The sequence below is a fragment of the Methanoregula sp. genome (genome assembly GCF_049518935.1).
Lineage (GTDB): Archaea > Halobacteriota > Methanomicrobia > Methanomicrobiales > Methanospirillaceae > Methanoregula.
Genome location: NZ_JBEKRH010000005.1, coordinates 63463 through 88428 on the forward strand (window position 1 = coordinate 63463; position 24966 = coordinate 88428).

The following is a 24966-nucleotide window of genomic DNA, read 5'->3' on the forward strand; positions in this document are numbered from 1 at the left end:
TTTTGACACCATTGCCCACCCATCGGGATCACCGGGCATAGGAATGTCCCCTCCTGCTCTCCGCAAAACCTTTTTTGAACATGGTACCGCATCTCCGCCGGAGATCCCGGTTGAATAGTGAACAATCAGTCCTTAAAAAAAAATACACGAATGACAAAAAATTTCCTGAAACCTGAAGTCTTGGGTACGAGAACCGGGTACGTAATCCGGTTCACCTGCCCGGCCTGCTCTGCCGAGAACGTAATCGTCAACAAAACCCCCCGTGATCATTTCAAGGAAGCCCGGGATTCATCCTGCACAAAATGCAGGAAACGCTCAAGTGTAGTCACCCCGTATGCAAACCAGCAGACGGGACGCTCCCGGATACCCTCGCCCATCGGGTGCCACCCGGTAAAATAAACCCGTAAACCCGTCATTGGACGGGAAAACGGGCCAGTCAACTCTTTTTTGGCCAGCTGCTTCAATCCACGGATGAGAACCCGTCAAAGATCCTGACCCGGGTTCTCCGGCACGACCAGTACGACGCGGGTTCACGCAGAATGCGTACGGACGGGCCCCCGGGGCCTGATGCCCGGAACAATGCCGGTCGCGGGGATGCCGTACCACCGGGTGGGGGGATCTCCGGACGGTTTTTGCTCTATTCCAATAATTTATCAACAGGCAGAGGGAGTATTCACTATGTCACCGCGACACGAGCACAAACCCCTTCCACGTGATCCGCCGTCACATGCCGGGTCACACCCCAGCCCTGACAAGGAGCGCCAGATTGAGGATGCCGGGCACCATCCGATGGCTCACCCGTTGCCCCACCCTGCCCACCACCCGGTCCCAAAACCGGCCCTCCCGCCCCGGCATGATGCCCATTCCCATCCCCACGGGGATGAGCTGCCGGCCCATACCAATCCCCCGGGTCCGATCAGGCCCTCCAAGAAGCTGACGAAGACCGGGAAGATCTGATTCCCGGAGTTGTTACGTACAGGGGGATACCTGGATCCGTTCATTATGTTTAATGCCGACTGTCATGAATAGTAACGGGGAGTGAATCGCTTTGGGAGTCTTCCGGTACGAGAACAAGTATGCTGCGCCGACAAAGGAGCAGCGGGACCGCTATATGCGGGGAGAGCGGGAAGAGCACTCCTTTGGACCCGGGGGACAGATCCTGCTGATCGCGTATGATGAGGCCGTCTATATCAAGGACGACATCGACGGGGTCCGCATTCTTTTCACCGGAGTAAAAGATAAGCAGAAAGCCTACGATGAGGTGCGGAGACTCATCGAAGAGCACCAGCAGAAAGACGACCAGGATTCATCGTTTGAAACCGGCAATGACCGGTGAGACGGAAGATCCCGTTCCGGAGAGATTCTGGTTTTTCTCCAACGGTCGCAAGACCCCGTTGGAGAACGAAGTTCATCAGAACTCTTTGATCTCAATTCTCAGTTTACGGACTCCCCCGCAACAAAGAACTGCCTGCCCGTGGCGGCAGTTCGGCTTGAGGGGGTTGGGGGGAGCGGAAAATTTGAAATTCTGAAATCAGTTATATCCCCACCCTCAGCGGAGAATCGTTCTTCGGCCCGCGGTTATTTCCTGAAGGCTTGATTTCATTCACCGGCCCGGCAGGGATCCTTCTTCAGGTGTCCCGGTCATCAGGATCATCATCCTTCAGGAAGATCGTCTTCCATGCGACCCTGCCCTCCTCTACCGCCTTCCTGATCAGCACCTCCTCACGCGTAAGTCTGCCCTTACCTTTTTTTACCTCGACAAGGACAACCGTGACCTGATCGCCGTTCCCGTCTTTTGCATCCGTGTACCCGTCAAAGACCACAAAGTCGATCGGGTTTCCGATGAACCGGGCATCCGCCGGGGACCAGGGGAACTCCGGAAGGAGCGGGGCCATCTGTTCTGAGATCCGGCCTTTCAGCGTGGACCGCGAGCGGTTGACGGAATCCTTCCGGATCTCTTTGGTGTGCTCATTCTTCCAGCGGTCGAAGTCGTTCTGCGCCCGGCCTTCGATGACACAGACCTTTGTCCGGTACCAGAGATATGCAGCAATGCAGCCGGCAAGGAACACGGCTATGAGAATGAGAGTGTCGAAAAACGTCACAGATTTTTTTTAGCTGGCGGGGATATTGAAGAAGTGGTGCGGGGAGTGAAACTAAAAATCCACTCCCGACAAATGGCATTCATGGGATTCCCAGTATACCCGACAGGGAAAGCACGAAGATGCAGGCACACGCAACCGCAACACCGATCCAGAACCATCGCGTCTTCCATACACGCGGCGCTTCCATGAAATCAAACCAGCACGAATTGTCCTCATCGTTTCCATTGAGCCATTCCGTCCAGGTCAGGGTCACGGCAGGATCCTGCACGTGTTTTTTCCCCGCAGGCCGCAGGGGAGTTCCACGATGGGTTTTACCGGGCCGTCAAGAGGTGCAGTTTGCATCAGAGCAGCCCCCGGGCCTCATCTATCAGTTCTATCGTATACTGGTGGGGATAATCGCATTTCCGGAAGGGAGAGGTTCCCCTGATGTAGAATCCAAAACGGGATTCACGGATATGGTTGGTATACAGGAAGTTCAGCATGGCGCTGATCGACTGGGAGGATTTTCGTGACAGGTGATGGAACAGGGCTATGTCCCGTGAAGTCACCACCGCCCGCCTCATGTTCTTGGTGAGCAGATAGGCACAGATAAGGTGGGCGCACTCGTATCTCCGCGTCGAATCTGTACGAGTATGTCCCATTTTAGTCCCCTTTTTGTATTTCTCATGCCCCTTTGGTTCTTCTGGGGATATAGTTGCGTGTTGTTGGCAAATTTTGAAAAAACCTGAAATTCCGGCCCGGAATTCTTTTCTTCCAAAGACGGCCAGAGAGCGGGGAGCCCTGCTCCTGAGTGTGGGGACGGTGATTTTTGCCATGGGCTGACACGGGTAGATTCAATTACTCACATCCTGCATTATGGTACCGTGGAAAAGATCTATAACAGCGTCCAGACAGATACCGGTGTATCACTGGACTGGATGGACGGGAAGCGGAAGAACAACGAGTACTTCTCGTTTCCGGAACTGGTAGAAATGAGAATCAAAGTCCCGGATCTCATCAGCAATCCCGAGCTCTTCAGGATCGACCTGCAGGAGCACAAAATCTACGTGAGCCAGATCGGGCGCGGCTCGTATTAAGCGGGGATTTCCCGCGGGTTTCCGGGCAATTCTTTATCAGCCCGGCCCACCTGCGCAGGGTTCGGCGCAGGTCCTGCTCTTTGCAGTACCTTTTCGGGATAGTCATCAGGCAGCCGGATACGGTACATTTTTTGCGAATATACCGGGCTGCCCGGGAAGTTCTCCCGGGTCAGGAACCAACAGATACAAGGGGTCTGCTGAACATGCCCTGTGCGGGAATCCAAATCGGGGGACATTCCGGCGGGGAACCACGGTGCAGGTTTCGCCGGGAATCAGGAAGAACAGGGGATATCACCGTTTGGTGAGGGGGGATGATCACCGCACTAATCCATCCCCACCACTTCCGACAGATTCAGAGATTCTGCGCCGGCACCACACTGTTCCCGGCGTGCAGCACAACAGTTCTGGGCAGCTCGATACCCAGCGCTTCTTTTAAGACCTCTTCAACGGTCTCGACCGGTACGAACGTAAGTTCGCCCCGGACATCTTCGGGAACGTCCTGGAGATCCCGCTCGTTCTCTTTTGGCAGGATGACTTTCTTTATACCCGCCCGGTGTGCGGCAAGGATCTTCTCCTTGATACCCCCAACCGGCAGGACGGCACCGCTCAGGGTGATCTCGCCGGTCATGGCGAGGTTCGGGTCAGCAGTCTTCCCGGTGATCAGGGAGGAGAGGGCCGTAAAGAGGGTGACACCTGCCGAAGGTCCGTCCTTGGGAGTCGCACCCGAAGGTACGTGGATATGGATGTCGCTTGTCATGAAGTTGAACCCGCCCTGCGTATCAGCGAGCCGGGACCGGATGAGGCTTAACGATATCGTTGCCGACTCCTTCATCACGTCCCCCAGCTGGCCGGTGAGGGTGAGCTTGCCGGTCCCGGGCATGAACGTGCCTTCGATGAACAGGATCTCCCCCCCAACAGGTGTCCACGCGAGACCGGTCACTACGCCGGGGACGGGCTCTTTCCTCGCCACTTCCTGCCGGATGATCTCCTTTCCCAGGATCGCGTCGAGCATCTCCGGTTTCACTACGAACGGCAGCTCAGGTGTACCGGAGACGATCTTCTCGGAGACGTGCCGGGCAATCTTTGCCAGCTGTTTCTTGAGCCACCGGACCCCCGCTTCGCGGGTGTACTTCTCGATGATCACTTTCAGGGATTCGTCTTCGACCCGGAGCTTCTCCGCATCGAGGCCGTGCTCTTTTAAGACCTCAGGAATCAGGTGGTCTTTTGCAATGGCGAACTTCTCGTTCTTGGTATAGCCCGAGATCTCGATCAGCTCCATCCGGTCAAGGAGGGGGGCCGGGATCGTAGCGAGCGAGTTGGCAGTTGCGATGAAGAGGACATCGGAAAGATCGAAGGGGACTTCCAGATAGTGGTCCGAGAAGGTACTGTTCTGCTCGGGATCAAGGACTTCAAGGAGGGCGCTTGCCGGGTCCCCCGAATAGGACATTGCCAGTTTGTCGATCTCGTCGAGTATGAAGACCGGGTTCTTCGTGCCGGCTTTCTGGATGCCCTGGATGATCCTTCCGGGCAGGGCTCCGATATAGGTCCTCCTGTGCCCCCGGATCTCGGCTTCGTCCCGGATACCGCCAAGGCTGACCCTGACGTATTTTCGCCCGAGCGCTTCCGCTATGCTCTTGCCAAGGCTTGTCTTCCCCGTGCCGGGCGGGCCGGCGAAGAGAAGGATCGAACCCTGTTTCTCCTGCTTCAGTTTCATGACCGCGAGGTGCTGGATGATCCGTTCCTTGACCTTCTCGAGGCCGTTGTGGTGGCTCTCGAGGACGTGGCGGGCCTGAGCGATATCGATGCTCTTCTTCTCTTCCATTGTCCAGGGAAGATCGAGCAGGAGATCGAGGTAGTTGCGTATGATGGAACTCTCATGGTTCTGGCTGCCCCCGGTCTCAAGTTTCCGCACCTCTGCGAGGGCCTTCTTCTTCACATCCTCCGGCATCTTTGCGTTTTCGACCCGCTCCCGGTATCCTGCATCGCCGCCGGTTCCATCGGTCTCACCCAGCTCTTCCTGGATCATCTTCAGTTGTTCACGGAGAATCGCTTCCCGGTTCGATTTGCTCACCTTGTCGGAGACTTTCTTTGCCATCTCGATCCGGATAGCGATGTTCTCCCGGGTCCTTATGAGCAACTCAAGGAACGTGATGGAGCGCTCCCGGACCGAGACGGTCTCAAGCAGTACCTGCTTCTCGGCCAGGGGGACCGGCAGGAAAGGCATGACGAAACCCATGATCTGGTCCACGGAGTCCATCCGGTCGATCGGCCGGGTGAACTGTTCGGAGCCATGGAACCGGCTGCTGATCTCGTGGACTGTGCTCTTGATGTCCATGAGTATCCGGGCCTGCAGTTCGTCATCGATATCCTGCTCGTCCGGGACCGGCTCGTATGCAGTATAGAACCGCCCGTCCTTCTCGGACAGGGAGAGTGCCCTCACCCGCTGTACAACCTGTGCACAGACAAGGTACCCGTCATCTGCAGGCTGCACGTGCAGTACCTGGAACAGGTTGCCGATCGTATAGAGCGATTCAGTGGTCAGTTCAAACGGACGGGTACCGCTCTTCACCGTGAGGCCTACTGCATGGGCAGTATCCGGGTGTTCCATTGCGGCCAGCAGGAGCTCGCCCGTTGTTCCATCAACGGGGAATTTTGTCCGGCTGTCCGGGTAGACTACAATCTCAAAGAGCGGTATGACAATTTTTTCCTGTGTATCATCAGTTTTTTCTGGTTGCATGGTTTCCTCATTCATTTAGTTCGAATTTACCTAACTAAAGTCCAGGACAAAAAAAATTACCTGACCTTCTGCAGGATCCCGATCAGGAGATCCGTCTCGTCTTCATCAAGTGTTTCCATCATACGTTCAATCACCCGGCGCAGGGCAGCCTGTTCAGCCTTGGCAATCTTCTGTCCCTTATCGGTCAGGCGGATGTACAGGATCCTCCCGTCATCGGGGCAGGGATCACGGTACACGCATTCCATCCGGACAAATCTGTTGATCATCTCGGTGATCGTGGGTTTCGAGTTCCTCGTGATCTCCGCAAGCCTGCTGAAGGTGACTTCCCCCTGTTCATCGATGGCTTTCAGATAGGCGATCTGTTTCACCGTCATATCCGAGAGGCCGCATTCGGAGAAGATGGAGCAGGAGCATTCGTTTCTCATCCTGAGCAGGTTCTCGAACACTTCCAGCAGATGCTCCTCTCTCTCCATCATACTCCGATCCTTCGTTAGTTAGGTCTTACCTAATCATAAAGATGCTGGTCGGGATATATCTGGTGTAATACAGGTAAGGAGAAAGAGACAACGCTGCACCCTCAGACCGGCAGGATAAGCGAAAGGAAGAGGAAACCGGCAATACCTGCTGATGCACGGGATGACGCCCGTTCACGTATTCTTCCGTTGCCAGAACCACATGGTATCGGATTTCAGGTCCGGTTGTCTTCCGTTGGGAGCGGGGGGTGATGATAAGGTACGGATCAATCACGGTGCAGCTCTCCTTCTTTTGGCCCGGCATGACCGCAAGGAAATTTTCACTCAACGCCTGATTTAAAGGCCTGCAGGAATAATGACTCATACCTTCCGGTCCGGAAACCGGGACAGCGAGCTGTTCCGGTGAGGAGCGGATACAGGAGCCGACATCACCATGTTTGAATCCATCGATCTGACCGTACTTGTCAACCTCCTGCTGAGTCTCACCATTGTCATCGTGAGCATCTGGGGATACCTCCGTATCGGGAAACTGACGCCGCTCTATTTTGGTATCGCGTACATCCTGTTTGCCCTCTCGCACCTTGCCATGCTGACCGGTTCCACACTGGTCGCCGGCTTGCCGCTTATCCTGATGCGGAGCGGGGGGTATCTCCTCGTGGCAGTCGGGCTTTTTGCCCTTATCCGGGATATCATAGAACGGCAGCGGGCCGAGCAGGCGCTCCGGGAGAGCGAGGAGCGACTCTGCGCCACCTTCGATCAGACCGCGGTCGGTATCGTGGAGTTCCTGCCCGACGAACGCATATGCCGGTGCAACCGGCGGTTTGCCGAGATCCTTGGCTGCACGGAAGACAAACTCCTTGCTACTCCCATCTGGGATATCGTCCCACCGGACGACAGTCTCTGGCATCTCGACGCGATCAACCGGGTCCTGATGGGGGATTACGATGAGTACTGCGCTACGATCCCCCTTGTCAGAAAAGATGGTGCCCCCATCTGGTGCCAGTCATATCTTTCTTCCGTCAGGGATGCCGATACAAAACCGAAATACTTCATCCTGGTACTGGAAGATATCACGGCACGCAAACTGGCGGAGGAAGAGCTGGCGAACCTGAATACGGGACTCGAGAACCGGGTCCGGGAGCGAACTCATGAACTCGAGTGGGTGAACTCGGCCCTGCTCACCGAAAACCGGCAGCGGTCGCTTGCAGAGGATCAGCTCAAGACCTCGCTCCACGAGAAGGAGGTGCTGCTCAGGGAGATCCACCACCGGGTCAAGAACAACCTCCAGATCATCATCAGCCTGCTCTATCTCCAGGCGAGTAAGACTGAAAATCCCGGGTTCTCTGAGGCGCTGATGGAGAGCCAGACCCGGGTCAGGTCCATGGCCCTCATCCACGAGAAGCTGTACCAGTCGGATAATCTCAGTTCGATAGATTTTGAGGGATATCTTAAGAACCTGGTCGCCAACCTCATGGTCTCCTACGGCGTAGACCGGAGCCGGGTAAGGATCAATATCGCGGTCGCGGATCTCCCCATGACAATCAATACCGCGATCCCCCTTGGCCTGATCATGAACGAGCTGGTCTCCAATGCCCTGAAATACGCTTTCCCGGAGGGAAGCAGCGGGGAAGTCTCCATCCGTGGGAGCATGGAGGGCGATACCATCCTCCTCAGGGTCCGGGACACCGGCCGGGGCATACCTGAGAACTTCGACTGGAAACATGCCGAGTCGCTGGGCCTCAATCTTGTCCAGATGCTGATACGGCAGTTGAAAGGCACCATCGATCTCTCCCGTAACGCAGGTACGGAATTCACCATATCAGTCCCTGCACGGGGTACGGGGGTAAAGGCATGACCCGGGCATCGGTTCTGGTAGTAGAGGATGAACTGATCGTTGCCGAAAACCTCAGGGTCGTCCTGAGCGGGATGGGATACCGGGTTACCGGTACTGCCGGCGACAGTACCGAGGCAATTACGCTTGCCATGCAGAGCCGTCCCGATCTCATCCTGATGGACATCGTGCTTGAGGGCTCGGAACTGGATGGGATCGATACGGCCCGGAAGATCGCCGGTTTCCACGAGGTCCCCATCGTCTTCGTGACCGCATATGCCGATGACGGGACGCTTGAGCGGGTGAAGGGGATCGCGCCGTTTGCCTATATCCTCAAACCCTTCAACGAGCGTGAGCTGTACTCTGCAATCGAACTCGCCCTCCACCGGCACCGGATGGAACATGAGATCAAAAAGCGCGACGACATCCTCTTTGCACTCAGTTTCTCCATAGAGTGGTTCCTGAAGTTCCAGAAGGAGTGCAGGGGCGCGAAGACCCGGCCGGTGGAGACACTCGAGCGGGGTATCCACGAAATACTCGAACATGTCGGTCTCGCCGTTCACGCGAACATCGTGGCGGTCTTCCGGATGAACCTGGACCAGGAAGGTCCCTGCGGCGCAAAACTCCAGTATATCTGGGCCGCCCCCGGCACGTCGCGGTACCTGCTCCATCCCGGTGATAATGAGTCCCGGATCACCTTCTCGACATCGCTCTGGCGCACGCTGCTGGCAAGCGGGAACACGGTTGCCGGGGAGATTGAAAAGTTCCCAAAAGAAGATCGTATCTTCTTTGAAAAATGCGGGATCTCCTCGATCGCGATGCTCCCGCTGTTCCGGAATGACGCCCTGTGGGGGTTCGTAGGTTTCTCCGGCGATCGTTCCCGCGAGTGGTCGGATACCGAGATGGAGGCACTCACGCTGGCCGGTAATATCGTGGGCGGTGTACTGGATTAGGACCCGGGCCGTACGTGATCCACGAGCGGAACATCTGTCCGGCACAGGATATCCAGTCAACTGCCGGTAGGGTAGTTCCCGTTACAAAAATTGATGCCAGCCTGGTCCTGCACAATAAACAGGGATTCCGGCAGCACCTGTTCTCACTGGTTCATGCCGATCCCGGGGTATAATTCCGGGGCTGTTCGTGTAAGGGGGAGGGTATCCCCTCACTCTGGCGGATATCGTCCCTGTACCCGTACAGGAGAGATCCCCCGGGATTCACGAACGGATCGGGCATCTCCCCAGGCCACGGGAAGGTCAATAGCGGGAGAACATCTCCCGTATCTCATCCTGCGATCGTGTCTTTGCCAGGGCAAGCCTGAGCAGGATGCGGGCTTTCTGGGGACTGAGGGTATCTGCCGATATAAACGGCCATGAGGTATTGCCCACCCGGGGACTCACCATACCGCAACTGTTCCGCGACGATATCACCACACAGACGCCCTGGTGTGACGCTTCGGCAAGTGCGGTCCGTACCATTTCAGGGATGCACCCCTCCCCCATGCCGGCCACCACAATCCCGTCAGCACCGGTGCCCAGGAGAGCGTCGACGGTGACTCTGTCCTGGCAGGTGCAGGTGTAGAGGATCTCGACGCGGGGAAGGCTCCTGATGGTGCCCGGAGGAAATCCGGTCCCGGTGGTATTGTCCCGGGCCGGCACCCGGCAGAAGAACGGCTCGCCGCCGGCAATAAAGCCCAGCGCTCCTGTAAGAGGGGACTGGAATGCCGCTGTACCGCAGGAACTGGTCATCAGCACATCCCGTGCGGCGTGGATCGTCCCGTCCAGCACTACCAGTACTCCTTTTCGGGCAGACCTGCGGTCAATGGCAAGCCGGACGGCATTGAGCAGGTTCTGGCTACCATCGCAGCTGAGCGCTGACGGGGGCCGTGTTGCACCGGTGACAATGACAGGTTTACCGGTCCGGAGACAGAGGTCCAGGAACCAGGCAACCTCTTCCAGGATATCCATGCCCGCGGCGATGACGATTCCTGATACGTCCGGCTGGCGGAGCGCCTCATCTGCATTCAGCAGGAGATCCAGCAGGTGTGTATCGGTGATGTCTGCACCGGGGATGCAGGCGACCTGCATGCCCCTGATAGTGGCATACTTCCGCATCTCCCGGACTGCCGCAGTACAGTCGTAGAGGCCCAGCGTCCCCCCATAATAATCTGCAAGGTTCACGTCCGCCTGGCCCGGATCGCAAAACGAACTGCCAAACGAAAATATAACGACGGTGGGTAAACGCGTGCTTCCCTGTTCGGGCGCCTGGTGCCGGGCACCCGACAAACTTCGCGGGTTCATAGTATAGTCTCCTGTACCAGCTTTTCAAAGGTGAGCTGCCGGTGCGGGATTTTTCGGGATCTCACACCAGAACATGAGGAGAACTTTTGGATAACACTGGCGATGAGTGAAAAAAAAATTTCGGTCAAGGCCAGCCATATTACCGCGATCATCCAATAGTTCCGGAGCATGACCGCCGCCGAACCTGTGTCCCATCCTCCCTTCCGGGATATACCTGTTGACATTCTCCGCGGGTTTGCCATCGCGATCATGGTGGGTGCAAACCTGGTCCCGTATGCCCTCGCTCCGCCGGCCCCATTCTGGCTCCGGCTGGTCTCTTCCGTTGCGGCCCCGCTTTTTATCTTCATCTCCGGTCTGATGGTGGCACTTTCCTGCAGTACAAAAAAGCGCCCGTTCCGGTATTTTCTCATCAGGGGCGGTTTTGTGATACTCATCGCGGCCCTCCTTGACCTTGGAGTAGCGGGATTAGTCCCGTTCCTGAGTGTGGATGTGCTCTATCTCATCGGCATCTCCCTTCCCGTAGCCTGGCTGTTCCTCAACCTCGGCCTGCGGGAACGGATGCTGGTCATTGCTTCCGTCCTGATCGCAACCCCCCTTCTCCAGTCCTTCACAGGGTATGGCGCCCTCCCGCTCCAGCTACCGGTCCTCTCGTTCCTGTCCGGTGCCGCACTTCCTGCACCCGCACTCGTGATCCACCAGTGGCTGATCGACGGCTGGTTTCCCCTGTTTCCCTGGATAGTAATCTCCCTCCTGGGAGCCCAGGCCGGTTCATTCCGCTGGCGTGATGGCACCATCGTCAGCTTTGCCAGCAGGGAGATCACGATGCTGGCCGGGGGGATGTTCATCACCGGAGCCCTCTGCTGGTACCTCTGGCCCGGGGCAATGCTGACCCGGTACGGCTATGTGGAACTGTTCTATCCCCCGACAATGGAATTCATGCTTGCGATCACCGGCCTGATATTCTGTCTCTTCGCACTGGCTGATCACCTGGTGGCTGCGGGCTTCCGTTCCGACGTCCTGAAAGCCATGGGGGAATGCTCTCTTGCGATCTACATCCTCCACATACTTGTCATAGGAGTGCTTATAGGACCGCTGGACCTGAGCCTCCCGCTCCCGCTTTTTATGGCAGGATATGCCCTGCTTCTTGCGGGAATGATCGTGGCTGCGTACCTGATCCGGTACATCCGGGGCATCCTGAAGGCACCCTCCTTTATAGTCCGTACGCTCATAGGGGGCTGAACGCCGGATGCAGTCCGACCGGATGGACACCACGTGAGGGTCCGGGACCGCATCCGGATGACCGTTTACCGGGTCACATTCGCCCGATGGGCATTCCCTGAATTTTGTCGGAATATGCAATGACCGGCGGAAAACGAAAAATGGGGCGGAAGATCGTTTCCCGGGAATTCCACCCCCTGCCAGCAAAAAATAACCGCAAAAAAATTTTCATTCAACGCCAGGTTCATGGAGTTCTTTTGCGTACAGGATAGTATCCCGAAAGGCCGGGAATATTCGATCGGAGATGATGACATGAGATACAATACCATTTGCACAGTCGCCCTTATCCTGCTGGTGAGCATGGGATCGGCATGGGGCGCTGGTGCAGTCCTCGGGCTACTGGCAAAACCGAAAGTTATGGACACAAACGCCACACCAGACGATGCATTGCCGGCGTTCCTGCCATATACTGAAAGGGACGACGGGAGCAGCTCGGTTATCCGTGCCGGGGAACCTGTCACCATCCGGCTCTATGAGAACCCTGCAGCCGGTTACCGGTGGACGGTCACACCGAGCAGCGGGTTCAGGGTAATCGGCGATTATTTTATCTCGGCAGACCCTGCGGGCAGCGTGACTGATGCAGGAGGGTGGCGTCATATCACCATGATACCGGAGTTGCCGGGCACCGGGTCAGTGACAGCCGTTTACAAGAGGCCGTGGGAGCCGGATACCGGCAGCGGGCGCGGGTACGCGCTCAGTTTCACAATCCGGTAAACCCCGGACCTCATGCCGGCCATTTCCATTGTATATTCACCGTTAAAGCGGTGAATGCGTCCCGGTTTCTGGCATAAGTGCAAAAAAAATTTCATTTATCGCTTGGTTTATCCGATTTCGTCCTGATATAGTACATTGTTGTGCGCATGACGACAACGCGGGCCCGATCCTCTGGTAATCAATCATAAGAAGTTCTCCCATTCAAACAGGATCTCTGCACAAATAGTAAAAAACGGGTCCCCCACAGACGGAACCCCGGGCTCCCCGATCCATGTAGTGTGCATAACCGGGACGGAAAACGTCCTGCGTGACGGGGATCTCGCCAGTACCGGCGCGTGAGATCCCCGGCAGACACGAAGATCCCTGCTCCGGAAAACCATCTCAGTCAACTACGCGGTACTATATACTGGTCCGGGGATGATTTCCTGGCCCGTCCCGGAAGACGCCGGCATATTTCTGGCCGGGCTTCAGGCTCTCGCGATCACAGGACACCCATGGATTTGTATGCGCACCCGTCTTCAGACTCTCCGGAAACACCCGATGTTCAGGACCCGATCCATCGAGCAGCTGACGCGGCAGAGCCAGGGAGAGCAGGGTCTCCGGCGCGTACTTGGGCTGTTTGAACTGATCCTTCTCGGGATAGGGGCAGTCGTCGGCACCGGCATCTTTGTGATCACCGGCATTGCTGCCGCCGATTATGCGGGCCCGGCAATCATCCTCTCGTTCATCATATCCGGCCTCGTCTGTATCCTTGCCGCCCTCTGTTATGCGGAATTCTCAGCTATGGTCCCGGTCGCGGGAAGTGCATACACGTACTGTTACACATCCCTCGGGGAGATCTGGGCCTGGATCATCGGGTGGGACCTGATCCTCGAATATGCAGTCTCGATCTCGGCAGTAGCGATCGGGTGGTCGGCATATGTCACCACCCTTCTCGCCGGTTCCGGCATTTTCCTGCCCCCCGCATTCGTGCACCCGCCCGGGGTGGAGGGCGGACTTGTGAACATCCCGGCAGTCCTGATCATACTCGTCATCACCGCAGTCCTCGTCATCGGGATGCGGGAGAGCGCCCGGCTCAATACCCTGATCGTGCTGATCAATATCGCTGTCATCCTGATCTTCCTTGCCCTCGGTTACCAGCATATCGACGGGGCCAACTGGTACCCGTTCATGCCATTCGGCTGGTCCGGTGTTCTTGCCGGGGCGGCGATCGTCTTCTTTGCCTATATCGGGTTTGACGCAGTGCTCACTGCAGCCGAGGAGATCGAGAACCCGCAGAAGAACCTGCCCATAGGGATCATTGCGTCGGTCGTTATCGTCATGGTGCTGTATGTTGCAGTAGCGGCGATGCTCACCGGGATCGTGCCGTATGGCGATTTCCATGAGACCGGCGCTCCTGTTGCCTTCGCCCTGAGCCGGATCGGCTCCGGGTGGGGAGCAGCACTCGTCTCCATCGGGGCGCTCTGTGGCATCACATCGGTGATCCTCGTCACGCTCTACGGCCAGACACGGATCTTCTTTGCCATGTCCCGGGACGGACTGCTGCCCAGGTACTTCAGCGAAGTCCACCCGGTGTTCCATACTCCGGCAAAAGTTACCATCATCGTAGGCCTTGCAACCTCGTTACTTGCGGGGTTCATCCCCCTTGATGTGATCGCGGAGCTGGTCAATATCGGTACTCTTGCGGCCTTCATTATCGTCGCGATCGGCGTCCTCGTCCTGAGAAAGGCCCGCCCCGGCATTGAACGCCCGTTCCGGTGCCCGCTGGTCCCGTACGTCCCCATTCTCTGTATAGTCTCATGCGCCGGTCTCATCCTCCTGCTACCGGGCGTTACCCAGCTCAGGTTCATCATCTGGATGATTGTCGGGCTCCTGATCTATTTTGCCTTCGGGCTGAAGAACAGCGAAAACAACGGAGCTCGTACTTCCTAGCAGGAGCCTTTCAACCGGTATCCGTGCAGTACCCCGGGGTCCGGTCCGTGGCTCTGACAATAAAAAATGTAATTAGAGAAAAAGTGACGGATCAGTCCCCGGCGGGCTGCCGGTCCCTGAAATATTCACGGACCTCGAACCCGACCAGAAGCAGGAGCGTGATGACGGCGGCAACGAGAAGTGCTGCCACAAACCCCTGATCGGTGACAACTTCGCCCCCGGACGGCAGGAGAGAACCAGCGAGCGGGAGCGATCCTGATAGTTCCGGCAGCGGGATGAACGCGAAGAGCCCGATGGCGATCAGGATATAGATCCCGAGGAAAGAACCGTACTTCAACACGGCAGAGATGATCTGTTTCTTCTCTGTCATCCCCGGTGCCACGATGAAGATCTGGTTCTTCATCCGGTAGATCTTGATCTTCCTCCCCTTGACACTGTACCGGGTATTGGAGATCTCGAGGAGCCCGGCATCCATCATGTTCTCAATATGGTACTTGGTAGCATTGAGCGACATGCCGAGCCGTTCGGCGATATCGGAAAGCCGGAGTCCCCCGCCGTCTTTGAGCAGCTGCAGCACATCGCTTGCGCTCTGGTTCGACATCACCTTAATGAACTTCTGGGCCTTCTCATGCCCGGCTTCCAGGATGATCACCTCTTCTTCCTCAGCATGCACGGGCTCGCCCGCGCCGGGAACCTGCATTCCGTTCATAGTGTCCGGGCCATGGGAAAGGCCCATACCGGTGGACCCATTCCCGATGGACTTGATATCTCCGTCTCCCATTTCATCTCCTCCGTTTTAGTTCTTCCTTGTCAAGCCCGTGCCGGAAGGGCACGGGCAGATCGCCTGTTCCACGGGCCATCTGATCCTTTCGGCCCCTCACGGTGCCGGGCAGTTATCCGGCACAATGTCTCTCCCCTCTCGCGCACAACGATACCCGTGATGGTGATATAAAGTAAAAGCTGTCGGGAAGTATTATATATCCGCCGATAACTGAAAAAAAAATTTCACTCAAAAAACCGGGACCGCATCTTCCTCACAGTTCCGGAAGAGATGCATCACATCCACGCGGGATCAACCCGAAAAGAACCCGGACGGGATCCTTGAGAGTTATGGGAGCATGTTCCGGGTGATTGTTTGTGCGGCCGGCAATATTCCTCATCGTATGTTTGTTTCGTGCCGGAAATTTTTTCATCAGGGTGGCCGGACACACATGCTCCCGTGCATGAAACGGACAGGGGTGTCCCTCTCAAGGTGCCATGTGCTGGCACACATCTATTCTCCTGTCTTGAGAGATAAATCACCGGTTGAGTGAAAAAAAATTTGCACGTGTTTCCCGGCTGAAAACGGGGGACGTGGCAGTGGAGCGGGACAGCCGGGATGCTGCCATAAGCTACCATTTTTGTATCAGCGGGACAATCGTCATACCAGGAAAGACACTTCAGGACCAGTCTTTCCGGGATATCAGCAAACCATGGACCTCCTGCCGGTACTGGCATATTTCCTGCCGATTGTCTTCCTCGCGGCATTTGCAGGCAGCCTGGGACAGCGGAGCATCCTGTACCTTGCCTGGGGATGCGCAGCTGCAATCCCGGTCTTCTTTCTTGTGCCGCTTCTTGCAGAGCGGTTCCCGGAGATCGTGAGCCCCGCAGTCACCCTCTCGCCACTCCTCGAAGAGTTCTTCAAGGCACTCCCGCTTGCGATATCCTTTATGCTCGGGATCCGGAGGGACAACCGGGAGATCCTTGCCTGCGCCATGGCCACGGGAATAGGGTTTTCCATCATCGAGAACTGGATGCTGTTTGGCCCCGTGCACGCAGGGATCATCGCCCTTGTGATCCGATCGTTCTCCACCACGCTCATGCATGGTTGTACGTGCGCGATTCTCGGGTACGGGCTCGTCCTGATACGGGACGTTCACCGGGCCGCTCTTCCCGCGCTCCTCCTGGGATTTTACATGGTGGCGGTCACCGTGCACGCGCTCTTCAACCTGAATGCCCTGTACCTGGGGACTGCCGGGGTTATTGCAGACCTTGTATTCCCGGTCATTCTCTTCATCTTCCTGCTGCTCTGCTACCACGTCGATATCCCCACGCTCTTCGGGCCGGAACCGGATCCCCGGGAGTGAGAGGATCCGATGCCCGCGTACGCGGTTTTTTGCGACCGTTGATCCTTTTCTCCAGTGGGAGATCGGGAGATAAATGGTCCTTTCCGGGTTACCCGCTTTGAGGAGTACCCCTGTTTTCTGAAAGGTACGCGAACAGGCCGAGCTGGATAAGCGCCAGGGAGCAGATGATCATCGGTCCGACCACGCTCATGAAGTCATAGAGCGAGAGGGGAGCCATGAGGCTGTTACCGGGAAAGTGCGTAACCGGGTAGATTGTCAAAAGGGTCTCCCGTATCCCGTACAGCATTGATGAGAGGCAGTAAAGGGAGATACCGGCAAAGAGAATTGTGTGGCGATAGACCCCGTAACGTATCGTGATCGCGACCAGCTGCTCAATGAGGAAAAACCGGATCAGGAGCAGCCCGAGCCGGACCGGCTGGTTATCCCCACCCACCCAGATGATTGCAAGGGGAATGGACAGGAAGAGAACAAGGAGTCCCGCGGCACGGGAAAATCGCATTCCCTCGTCGGGGAACCCGATGGAGAAGGCGGCGATAAAGAAAAGGAAGAAACAGAGAAAACCGAGCTCTGCGATGGTAGTGTATACGAACGCACGGCCGAGGGCCAAAGTGTAAAAATACCAGAACGCGTTTGAAAGGGCATAGCTGAAGAACGCGAATGCCGCAAGGAGCAGGAGAACCTGGCCGGAGATATACCGGTAGGCGTAGAGGCAGCATGCCATGCAGAAAACTGAGACAAATATTTCAAAGTAATTCCCTGCCATACGGTAGGTGTCGAGCGGAATGACAAAGATCAGGGCAGCGAAGATTACCGAGAAGGCGATGATCCCCCACAATGTGCGGATCATCCACGACGGGACAGGAAATATGGTGGGAGATCCGGTTCCCGGTGCTGCTTCCATATACGATGTAGTTCTGGTTCCGTGCTATATAGGCTCATCTGGTAAAAGAGAGAACTAACGATCCGGTCAGGTATCCCGGGCGATCACCGGGGGGGTTTTAAGTGTCCCGGCAGCGGGATCTGCACGGGAATCACGGGTTGTGATCTCCGGCAGGGGCGCGAGGGGGGCTCCGGGATTTATCGTGCAGGGGATTGGTTCGGGAAGGCAGGTGTTCCCGTTCTGCCGGTTGGCACTCTTCTTCACACCATACAGGAAGTACACGACAAGCCCGAGGAAGAGCCAGATGAGGAAGAGCTGGTGGGAGAGAGTGTTGAGGTGGCAGATGAGGAATATGCAGCACGCAATGCAGAGCAGGGGGATGTAGGGGACGCCGGGGCAGGAGAACGGCCGCTTCAGTCCCGGCTGCTGCCAGCGGAGGACGATCACGCCGAATGCCACGATAGAGAATGCGACAAGCGTCCCCATGTTCACCAGTTCTGCCACTATGGACAGGGGGAAGAGCCCGGCGATGACGGCCGTTATAATCCCGGTAAACACCGTCACGTTCACCGGAGTCTGCGTGACCGGGTTTACTACGGAAAAGATGCCGGGGACGAGCCCGTCCCGTGACATGGCAAAGAGGATCCGGCTCTGGCCAAAGAGCATGACGAGGAGTACCGAGGTCATGCCGCAGATTGCACCGACAGACACCAGCATGGCACCCCAGGAATACCCGATCTTCTCAAGCGCGAAGGCTATCGGTGCGTTGATTGCATCCGGTGCGGTCAGTTCGGTATAAGGAATGATCCCCGTAAGAACAATCCCGACGATGACATACAGGATCATGCAGATGACAAGGGACCCGATGATCCCGGCAGGCATGCTCTTCTGGGGCTCTTCTGTTTCTTCCGCGGCCGTGACCACGGCATCAAATCCTATGAACGCGAAGAAGACGATTGCCGCCCCTGAGAAGACACCGAACCAGCCCGTGGGGGGCATGAACGGCTGCCAGTTTACGGGATGGATCGCACCTGCGCCAAGGACGATGAAGAGGAGGATGACAAGGATCTTGATACCCACGATGATCGCATTCAACCTTACGCTCTTCTGCGTCCCGTGTATGAGGAGGACCGTCAGGCAGAGCACGATGATGACGGCGGGCAGGTTGACGATGCCCCCGTCAACACCGAATGGGTGTGACAGCGACGCCGGAATGACGAACCCCAGTGAACCCGCAAGGACGCAGAAATATCCGGACCACCCGATTGCAACAGCGGAAATAGCAAGACCATACTCCAGCACCAGGTCCCATCCGATAATCCAGGCCCAGATCTCACCAAGGGACGTGTAACAGTACGTGTACGCACTCCCCGCAACCGGGATCATGGTGGAGAACTCCGCATAACAGAGGGCAGCAAAGAGGCAGACCACACCGGCGATAAGGAATGAGAGCGGGAGTGCGTTGCCGGCGTGGAGGCCCGCAGCCACTCCTGACAGGACGAAAACGCCGGTGCCAATGATGGCGCCGACGCCCATCAGGACCAGGTCGGTTGGCCTGAGCACCCGTTTCAGGGAAGGGCGGTTCGCGATCTCCGCGTGGAGATCCTCTACAGGTTTTCTCCAGAACATGGAATGGTTGAGTGAGAAACGCTCTTTCATTTCCTTACCTCGCGTGCCCATCGTTACGCCGGATCCTGCCCGCACCCTCAGGGAGAGATGATCCGCTGATATGTGTATTCGGAGCGGGCGCAGGATAAAACAAAGGTTGAGTGAAATTTTTTTTTCACTCAATTTGTGCGTATTTTGCGAAAAATCGGCAAAATATTGGTGCAAAATAATTTTCAGTTAACACTTGGCTTAAACCGAATCAGACAAAAGATCCCTGTAGACCTCACATAAAGGTCATGAACCTGCACGCATGTGCGTGCCAGAATACGGAGGAAACAAGATGAATATGCCAAGATTATTCGCCGTTGTTATTGCGGCTGTCTGCATTCTCGCGTGTCTGCCGGGAGTTGGAGCAACCAGCGTCCAGCTCGATCCGATCAATGGAAACGCTGTGAGCGTATCCACCGCGAGCATGTCCGCCGCAAGCGTTGCATCGGTCAATGACAATTATCCCATATCGGTTGAACAGGCAAAGAACAGTATCCGGGTATTCGTGGGCGATCTGAGCATCGAACCGGTGCTCGGCTCCACCGGCAGCCTGGAAATCGGGAACTATTACCATTTCACCGTGAATAACTCAACATTCGATGTGAACCAGAATTCCGGCGTTGTCGAGTTCGTTCATTTTGGTGACAATGTACCGAACTCCCCGGATCTCACTATCAGCAGGGATAAGGCCTATGCAAAGGCAACGGAATATGCCGGTTTAAAATACGACGGGTTCTCCGGGAAAACCTGGAAACTGATCGTTGACAGGGTGTATGAGACTACAGACTGGAAGTACAATCAGTCCTCAGGTGAATATGAGCAGGTCGTGTTGTCCAAGGCATACGATTTCGTTCTCCGCGAGGAGAAAGACCATGTCCTTCTCCCGAGTATCGTCCATGTCCGGGTCAACGCGGCTACTGGAGCCATCGTGGATTACTGGGGTGTAGACCGCGTCCTGACTGTTTCAAGCCTGAAGAACACCGTCTCTCTTGCCAGCGCAATACAGACGGCTGAGGACCAGGTATACAGCGAATTCAAGGTCAACTCGGCGGAAGGATATCTTGCTGTGGTTACGCAGAACCAGAATGTTGAGAACCTTGCGTGGGTCATCAAAATGACAGGCTCCTACCGGTGGGACAGCGATTATCAAAGCACCTACATCGTGATCGTTGATGCGACCGATGGGAAGTACCTGGGATACGGCTGGGACGATATCTGGCCGGAGTCACGTCTTAACTATCTCTGAAAACGGTATGATCCGCAGGTGCAGTTCCTGCCCTGTGCATCCTTTTTTAGGAATTTCCTGGTTCTGTGAACGGTTCGGGAGAAAAACCATCCGACGAGTGAATACAGCAGATCGTGATCATAAACCCCGCGTTATTCCTCTCCGCGTTGAGAGGGGCGGCGGCGTAACAGGAAACGATATCATGACAGGAATAACCGTCAGCCTGATTCTTATTGCACCTCTCCTGCTCTGCGCGGGTATGCCGGCAGCGGCACCGGACAGATACGTTCAGTAAAAATAAGTGCAGTAAAATTTTCACTTAACGCCAGATATATGCCCCTCAAAGGAAATGCTGTAGCATGCAAACCAAAATCCGCTGTCCCAAGGGACTCAGGTACTCATGCTGCAACTGCTGGTTCCGCGGCTGGTGCCCATATTCGAACTGCAGCTAGATCTGATTGCTGCTCTTGAACCTCTGAGTAACCAGATGAACCGATACCGGAAATGGATCAAATTTCCGGAAGGCTCACTCACTTTCCTGTTTTTCTTACGAGTATTCCTAACAGGAGGAGGGGGGCCGGTATCCGGACCCTGGAAAAAGAGCCGGCGGGAAAACCATGTTATCCACGGCTCCTGTCTCTTGTTTATATTTTGATCTTCCTGAAGAGGAATGCTCCCGCCACGGTCATCGCGAGTGCAAAACCCCCGATAACCGCAAGACATACCACCGGATTGATCTGGGATACCCCGGTCAGGCCGTACCGGATCCCTTCCACACCGTACGTCAGGGGATCAAAAAGGGTAATCGGTGCTATCCATGACGGCAGCGAGCTGATGGGGAAGAGCGCACCGGACAGCCCGAATATCGGGAAGATAACAAAGTTCATGATCAGCTGGAAACCGGTCATATCGTCCATCCTTGACGCGATGGCAATACCGAAGGCCGTGAAGGAGATCCCAATCAGCACCATGAACAACAGCGCGATCAGGAATCCGGCTATGCTTGATACACGGAGCCCGATGAACAGGGAGATGACCATGATCATGAATCCCTGCAGGACCGCCGTTGTTGCTCCGCCAGCAGTCTGGCCCAGCATGATTTCCAGCCGGGAAACCGGCGCAACGAGGGTCTCTTTCAAAAAGCCGAACTGCTTGTCCCAGATGATCTGGATGCCGGAGAAAACGGAGGTGAACATGACGCTCATTGCAACCATGCCCGGGACAAGGAACACGATATAATTCCCGCCGAGCCCGGGCAGCTGCACTACGGAGTTCAGGCCGAATCCGAGGAAGAGCAGGAAGAAGAGCGGCATGGCGATGCTGCCGATGATGCGGCTCTTTGACCGGATGTACCGCTTCATATTCCGGAGCCAGATGGTGTAGATGATATCCATGGTTCAGCGCCTCATCATTCTCTGGTATGTGCGCATCTGTTCCTTTGTGTCGGCTTCCTGTTCGCGGATGGTCTTCCCGGTGAAGGAGAGGAAGACATCCTCGAGTGTGGGCTTGTGGATCGCGATCGATGCGATAGGGACCTGCCGGGCGTTGAGGAGCGTGACTATGGAACTGACATACTGGTCAGCATTTTTCAGGCTGACTACCACTTCATCGTTATGGGTTTCCACCCGGACTACCCATGGTTCTTTGAGGGCTTCAGCCACCCCCGCCGGGTCGGGAGACCCGATGGTCACCAGGTCCCCGCCGAGGCCGTCCTTGAGGTTCTTCGGCGTGTCGATAGCGATGATCTTTCCGTGATCGATGATCGCGACCCGGTTGCATAACCGGTCTGCCTCATCCATGTAATGCGTGGTGAGGATGATCGTGATCCCTTTCTCCTTCGCGAGGGTGGCAATGTAGGTCCAGAGATGGTTGCGGGTCTGGGGGTCGAGGCCGAGCGTGGGTTCGTCGAGGAAGAGGACCGAAGGGTGGTGGAGAAGGCCGCGGGCGATCTCAAGGCGCCGCCGCATCCCCCCGGAAAAGGTCTTGACAATATCATCCCTGCGATCCTGGAGTTCGACCAGCGTGAGGAGCTCGGTGATCCGCTGGTTCCGGGTCACTGCCGGGATCCGGTAGAGCCGCCCGTGGAAGTCCATGTTTTCCCACGCGGTCAGTTCCTCGTCCAGGCTCTGGTCCTGGAAGACGATCCCGATCGCATTCCTGACCCCGTCAGGGTCCTGCCCGATGTCGATACCGTTGATCGTTGCCGAACCGGATGTAGGGGGGAGCATGGTGGCGAGCATCGAGAGGGTGGTTGTCTTCCCTGCGCCATTAGGGCCCAGCAGTCCGAAGATCTCCCCCTGTTCGATATCGAACGAGATATTATCTACGGCGACCAGGTCATTGAAGCGCCGGGTCAGGTTCTGTATGTGCAGTGCAACAGTCATGAGATCGTATCCTATCCTGCCGGAAAGTATTCCGGTAAAATTTCTGCCTGTTCTTTTAATACGCTTGTTATCAGGGTCCGCCATTTCATGGAGTGAGTATACCGGAACTGAGCGGGGGATGGTACCAGCGTCCTGAATATTATGCTCAGTTCAGAGGGGAATAGATAAAAGCGGATTGTTAACTTAAATTGTTTTTTCACTCAACAACGAATTTATTTCACCGGTATCCGATACTGCATTACCGCGCTGAACAATATCTGTCTGCACCGGCAGCGTTACGCAACGGTGAGAATATCCATGAAACCGATTACCGAAACCTCTGTCCGCTCGCTCTTTGCAAGCCTTGAATCGGGAAAGAGCGATCTCTTCTTTGCACACGTATCCGATTCAGTGCACTGGACCGTGATGGGAACGCACCCGCTTGCCGGCACCTATACCGGCAGGCAGGAATTTACCGACCATACCTTCCGGCGTCTCGACCGGGTCCTCAAGGATGGTGTCCGTCTGCGGGTTACCGGCGTGCTGGTGAGCAGGACAATTGCCGTTGTCGAGCTTGAAGCCCTGTCTACCGCCAATAACGGGCTCCCGTTCCACAACCAGTACTGCTGGATCTGCCGGTTTGACGGGGGAAAAATTGTTGAGGTGAGAGCATACCTTGATTCGGCACTGGTGCAGAAAGTCATTGATGAGAACGAGACGGAATTCCCCGGAAATAACTCTGAATAATGACCCGGGACTGGACGAAGGCTCCCTTCTGTTTTGTGGGTGTTCCGGCAGGGGGAATAATCCATCAGGATTCTTCAAATTCCAAAACGGTCTTCGGACCGTGAGGAGGTGAAGAATTCATGAGAATTCTTCAAAATCCGAATCGGTCTTCAGATCGTGAGGAGAAGAAGAATTCAAAAGAATTCTTCAAATTCCGGCCGAATCCGTATCTCTCCTGCCAGATACGCGATATATACTTCAGGACCGGCACGGTTCCGGGGGGAAAACGCGGATGAACCGGATGCCGCACCACATCCGCCTCTTATTTTCCAAAATATTCCCCCACTTTTTTCAGGTGTTCACGGATCGGGAGGCTCTGGGGGCAGTTCTCCTCGCATTCCCCGCACTCCTGGCAGAGCGACGCATAATGGGGAGTGCCGTCGAAGAAGCCTCCGAGGAACATCGAATAGAGCTGCCGGGTCTGTTCCTCATCCTCGTAGATGTGCCCGCGGTTGAACATCTCGAAGCATTCCGGGATGCTCACGCCGTGGGGGCACGGCACGCAGTACTTGCACCCGGTGCAGGGGATGATAATCCGTTTCTCCAGCTCTTTTTTGACCTTCCCGAACAGGGTGAGCTCTGCTTTGGAGAGAGAGTCCGCAAAGCCGGTTTCAGCAAGGGCGACATTCTGCCGGACCTGCTCCGGCGCCGACATGCCTGACAGGACGACCGTCACTTCCGGGTGGTTCCAGACCCAGCGGAGCGCCCATTCGACGGGAGAGCGCCGGACCTTCGCCTTCTGCCAGATCTCCCGGATACCGGCAAGGTCCCGTGCCAGCAGGCCGCCACGGATCGGCTCCATGACCACGATGCCAAGTCCTTTCTTCGCTGCGTATTCCAGCCCCTCGGTCCCCGCCTGGTAGTGGTCGTCCATGAAATTGTACTGGATCTGGGCGAACGTCCAGTTGTAACTGTCCACGATCTCCCTGAAGAGCGCCGTGTTGTCATGGAAAGAGAACCCGGCATGGCGGATCCGCCCGTCCGCGATCGCATCGTCGAGAAAATCCGTGACGCCGAGTGCCGAGAGGTTCTCCCAGAACGGCCGGTTGAGACCGTGCACAAGGTAAAAATCGATGGTCTTTGTCCTGAGCCGGGCAAGCTGCTCATCGAGATATTTGTCCATATCCTCCCGGGACTTGATCAGCCAGCTCGGGAGCTTGGTCGCGAGGTGCACCTTTTCGCGATATCCACCTTCAAGTGCACGCCCTACGAACGGTTCGCTCTCGCCGTTGTGATAGGGATACGCGGTATCGACATAGTTCACGCCATGATCGATTGCGTACCGGAGCATCCCGGTTGCCTGCTCCTCGTCAATCTGCCCGTTATCCTTCAGGGGGAGCCTCATGCAGCCGAACCCGAGGATGGAGAGTCCTGGTGCGGCCTTTTTCATCTTCCTGTAGAGCATAATCCTTCACCGATATCCTTGATCCTGATTGCGTGAGCAATACTGTATAAATTCTTGCATGGGAGGATTGGGTAGCGAACTATAT

At 56.1% G+C, this 24966-nt stretch carries 24 protein-coding genes; 12 read left to right on the forward strand and 12 right to left on the reverse strand.

Annotated elements, in window-relative coordinates; translation table 11 throughout:
* Nucleotides 1-150: 150 nt before the first annotated feature.
* The 3 genes from ABSE13_RS05440 (at nucleotide 151) to ABSE13_RS05450 (ending at nucleotide 1336) form a co-directional block, all read left to right on the forward strand.
* The gene (locus ABSE13_RS05440) at nucleotides 151-399 is read left to right on the forward strand and encodes a hypothetical protein (protein ID WP_424027487.1); all 249 of its coding nucleotides are present in this window, start codon (nucleotides 151-153) and stop codon (nucleotides 397-399) included.
* A gap of 279 nt (nucleotides 400-678) precedes the next feature.
* Nucleotides 679-957 carry a hypothetical protein gene (locus ABSE13_RS05445; protein ID WP_424027488.1) on the forward strand — a complete coding sequence of 93 codons (279 nt, stop codon included), beginning with the start codon at nucleotides 679-681 and terminating at the stop codon, nucleotides 955-957.
* A gap of 91 nt (nucleotides 958-1048) precedes the next feature.
* Nucleotides 1049-1336: a hypothetical protein gene (locus ABSE13_RS05450; RefSeq protein WP_424027489.1), complete on the forward strand. Its 288-nt coding sequence runs from the start codon at nucleotides 1049-1051 to the stop codon at nucleotides 1334-1336.
* Between the two features lie 292 nt (nucleotides 1337-1628).
* Here the strand turns inward: ABSE13_RS05450 and ABSE13_RS05455 are convergent, their stop codons facing one another.
* The 3 genes from ABSE13_RS05455 to ABSE13_RS05465 form a co-directional block, all read right to left on the reverse strand.
* On the reverse strand, nucleotides 1629-2102 hold the full coding sequence (locus ABSE13_RS05455; protein ID WP_424027490.1) for a Holliday junction resolvase-like protein: 474 nt from the start codon (nucleotides 2100-2102) through the stop codon (nucleotides 1629-1631).
* A gap of 79 nt (nucleotides 2103-2181) precedes the next feature.
* Nucleotides 2182-2370, reverse strand: coding sequence for a hypothetical protein (locus ABSE13_RS05460; protein WP_424027491.1), 189 nt, complete (start codon nucleotides 2368-2370; stop codon nucleotides 2182-2184).
* 73 nt (nucleotides 2371-2443) lie between these two features.
* Nucleotides 2444-2743 (reverse strand): hypothetical protein, encoded by a 300-nt coding sequence (locus ABSE13_RS05465; RefSeq protein WP_424027492.1) that lies wholly within the window; start codon nucleotides 2741-2743, stop codon nucleotides 2444-2446.
* Nucleotides 2744-2965: 222 nt separating this feature from the next.
* Here ABSE13_RS05465 and ABSE13_RS05470 point away from each other — a divergent pair, with 222 nt between their 5' ends.
* Nucleotides 2966-3178 carry a hypothetical protein gene (locus tag ABSE13_RS05470; protein WP_424027493.1) on the forward strand — a complete coding sequence of 71 codons (213 nt, stop codon included), beginning with the start codon at nucleotides 2966-2968 and terminating at the stop codon, nucleotides 3176-3178.
* Nucleotides 3179-3530: 352 nt separating this feature from the next.
* Here ABSE13_RS05470 and lon read toward each other — a convergent pair whose 3' ends face one another.
* Nucleotides 3531-5915, reverse strand: a complete 2385-nt coding sequence (lon, locus tag ABSE13_RS05475) for an endopeptidase La (RefSeq protein ID WP_424027494.1) — start codon at nucleotides 5913-5915, stop codon at nucleotides 3531-3533.
* 56 nt (nucleotides 5916-5971) lie between these two features.
* The gene (locus ABSE13_RS05480) at nucleotides 5972-6391 is read right to left on the reverse strand and encodes a MarR family winged helix-turn-helix transcriptional regulator (RefSeq protein ID WP_424027495.1); all 420 of its coding nucleotides are present in this window, start codon (nucleotides 6389-6391) and stop codon (nucleotides 5972-5974) included.
* A gap of 430 nt (nucleotides 6392-6821) precedes the next feature.
* Between ABSE13_RS05480 and ABSE13_RS05485 the strand changes: the two genes are divergently transcribed.
* A complete protein-coding gene (locus tag ABSE13_RS05485) occupies nucleotides 6822-8243 on the forward strand; it encodes a sensor histidine kinase (protein ID WP_424027496.1) in 1422 nt (473 codons plus the stop codon).
* The gene (locus ABSE13_RS05490; protein WP_424027497.1) at nucleotides 8240-9172 is read left to right on the forward strand and encodes a response regulator; all 933 of its coding nucleotides are present in this window, start codon (nucleotides 8240-8242) and stop codon (nucleotides 9170-9172) included. The genes ABSE13_RS05485 and ABSE13_RS05490 overlap by 4 nt, the downstream gene beginning before the upstream one ends.
* Nucleotides 9173-9472: 300 nt before the next feature.
* Here ABSE13_RS05490 and ABSE13_RS05495 read toward each other — a convergent pair whose 3' ends face one another.
* The gene (locus tag ABSE13_RS05495; protein ID WP_424027498.1) at nucleotides 9473-10516 is read right to left on the reverse strand and encodes an asparaginase; all 1044 of its coding nucleotides are present in this window, start codon (nucleotides 10514-10516) and stop codon (nucleotides 9473-9475) included.
* A 168-nt stretch (nucleotides 10517-10684) separates the two neighbouring features.
* Here ABSE13_RS05495 and ABSE13_RS05500 point away from each other — a divergent pair, with 168 nt between their 5' ends.
* The 3 genes from ABSE13_RS05500 to ABSE13_RS05510 all read left to right on the forward strand — a co-directional run bounded on the left by ABSE13_RS05500 (nucleotide 10685) and on the right by ABSE13_RS05510 (nucleotide 14440).
* On the forward strand, nucleotides 10685-11755 hold the full coding sequence (locus tag ABSE13_RS05500; protein ID WP_424027499.1) for a heparan-alpha-glucosaminide N-acetyltransferase domain-containing protein: 1071 nt from the start codon (nucleotides 10685-10687) through the stop codon (nucleotides 11753-11755).
* Between the two features lie 291 nt (nucleotides 11756-12046).
* The gene (locus ABSE13_RS05505) at nucleotides 12047-12508 is read left to right on the forward strand and encodes a protease inhibitor I42 family protein (protein WP_424027500.1); all 462 of its coding nucleotides are present in this window, start codon (nucleotides 12047-12049) and stop codon (nucleotides 12506-12508) included.
* 504 nt (nucleotides 12509-13012) lie between these two features.
* Nucleotides 13013-14440 (forward strand): amino acid permease, encoded by a 1428-nt coding sequence (locus ABSE13_RS05510; RefSeq protein ID WP_424027501.1) that lies wholly within the window; start codon nucleotides 13013-13015, stop codon nucleotides 14438-14440.
* A gap of 91 nt (nucleotides 14441-14531) precedes the next feature.
* Here ABSE13_RS05510 and ABSE13_RS05515 read toward each other — a convergent pair whose 3' ends face one another.
* On the reverse strand, nucleotides 14532-15221 hold the full coding sequence (locus ABSE13_RS05515) for an ArsR/SmtB family transcription factor (protein WP_424027502.1): 690 nt from the start codon (nucleotides 15219-15221) through the stop codon (nucleotides 14532-14534).
* A gap of 691 nt (nucleotides 15222-15912) precedes the next feature.
* On the opposite strand from ABSE13_RS05515, the gene ABSE13_RS05520 reads away from it, so the two are divergent.
* A complete protein-coding gene (locus ABSE13_RS05520) occupies nucleotides 15913-16566 on the forward strand; it encodes a PrsW family glutamic-type intramembrane protease (protein ID WP_424027503.1) in 654 nt (217 codons plus the stop codon).
* A gap of 88 nt (nucleotides 16567-16654) precedes the next feature.
* Here the strand turns inward: ABSE13_RS05520 and ABSE13_RS05525 are convergent, their stop codons facing one another.
* Nucleotides 16655-17467, reverse strand: a complete 813-nt coding sequence (locus ABSE13_RS05525; RefSeq protein ID WP_424027504.1) for a hypothetical protein — start codon at nucleotides 17465-17467, stop codon at nucleotides 16655-16657.
* A 66-nt stretch (nucleotides 17468-17533) separates the two neighbouring features.
* The gene (locus tag ABSE13_RS05530) at nucleotides 17534-19105 is read right to left on the reverse strand and encodes an amino acid permease (protein ID WP_424027505.1); all 1572 of its coding nucleotides are present in this window, start codon (nucleotides 19103-19105) and stop codon (nucleotides 17534-17536) included.
* A gap of 295 nt (nucleotides 19106-19400) precedes the next feature.
* Between ABSE13_RS05530 and ABSE13_RS05535 the strand changes: the two genes are divergently transcribed.
* Complete coding sequence (locus ABSE13_RS05535) at nucleotides 19401-20348, forward strand: hypothetical protein (RefSeq protein WP_424027506.1); 948 nt, start codon at nucleotides 19401-19403, stop codon at nucleotides 20346-20348.
* A gap of 623 nt (nucleotides 20349-20971) precedes the next feature.
* Here ABSE13_RS05535 and ABSE13_RS05540 read toward each other — a convergent pair.
* On the reverse strand, nucleotides 20972-21721 hold the full coding sequence (locus ABSE13_RS05540; protein ID WP_424027507.1) for an ABC transporter permease: 750 nt from the start codon (nucleotides 21719-21721) through the stop codon (nucleotides 20972-20974).
* Nucleotides 21722-21724: 3 nt separating this feature from the next.
* Complete coding sequence (locus ABSE13_RS05545; protein ID WP_424027508.1) at nucleotides 21725-22711, reverse strand: ATP-binding cassette domain-containing protein; 987 nt, start codon at nucleotides 22709-22711, stop codon at nucleotides 21725-21727.
* A 297-nt stretch (nucleotides 22712-23008) separates the two neighbouring features.
* Here ABSE13_RS05545 and ABSE13_RS05550 point away from each other — a divergent pair, with 297 nt between their 5' ends.
* On the forward strand, nucleotides 23009-23437 hold the full coding sequence (locus ABSE13_RS05550) for a nuclear transport factor 2 family protein (RefSeq protein WP_424027509.1): 429 nt from the start codon (nucleotides 23009-23011) through the stop codon (nucleotides 23435-23437).
* A 301-nt stretch (nucleotides 23438-23738) separates the two neighbouring features.
* On the opposite strand, the gene ABSE13_RS05555 is transcribed toward ABSE13_RS05550, so the two are convergent.
* Nucleotides 23739-24881: an aldo/keto reductase gene (locus tag ABSE13_RS05555; protein WP_424027510.1), complete on the reverse strand. Its 1143-nt coding sequence runs from the start codon at nucleotides 24879-24881 to the stop codon at nucleotides 23739-23741.
* Between the last annotated feature and the right edge of the window lie 85 nt (nucleotides 24882-24966).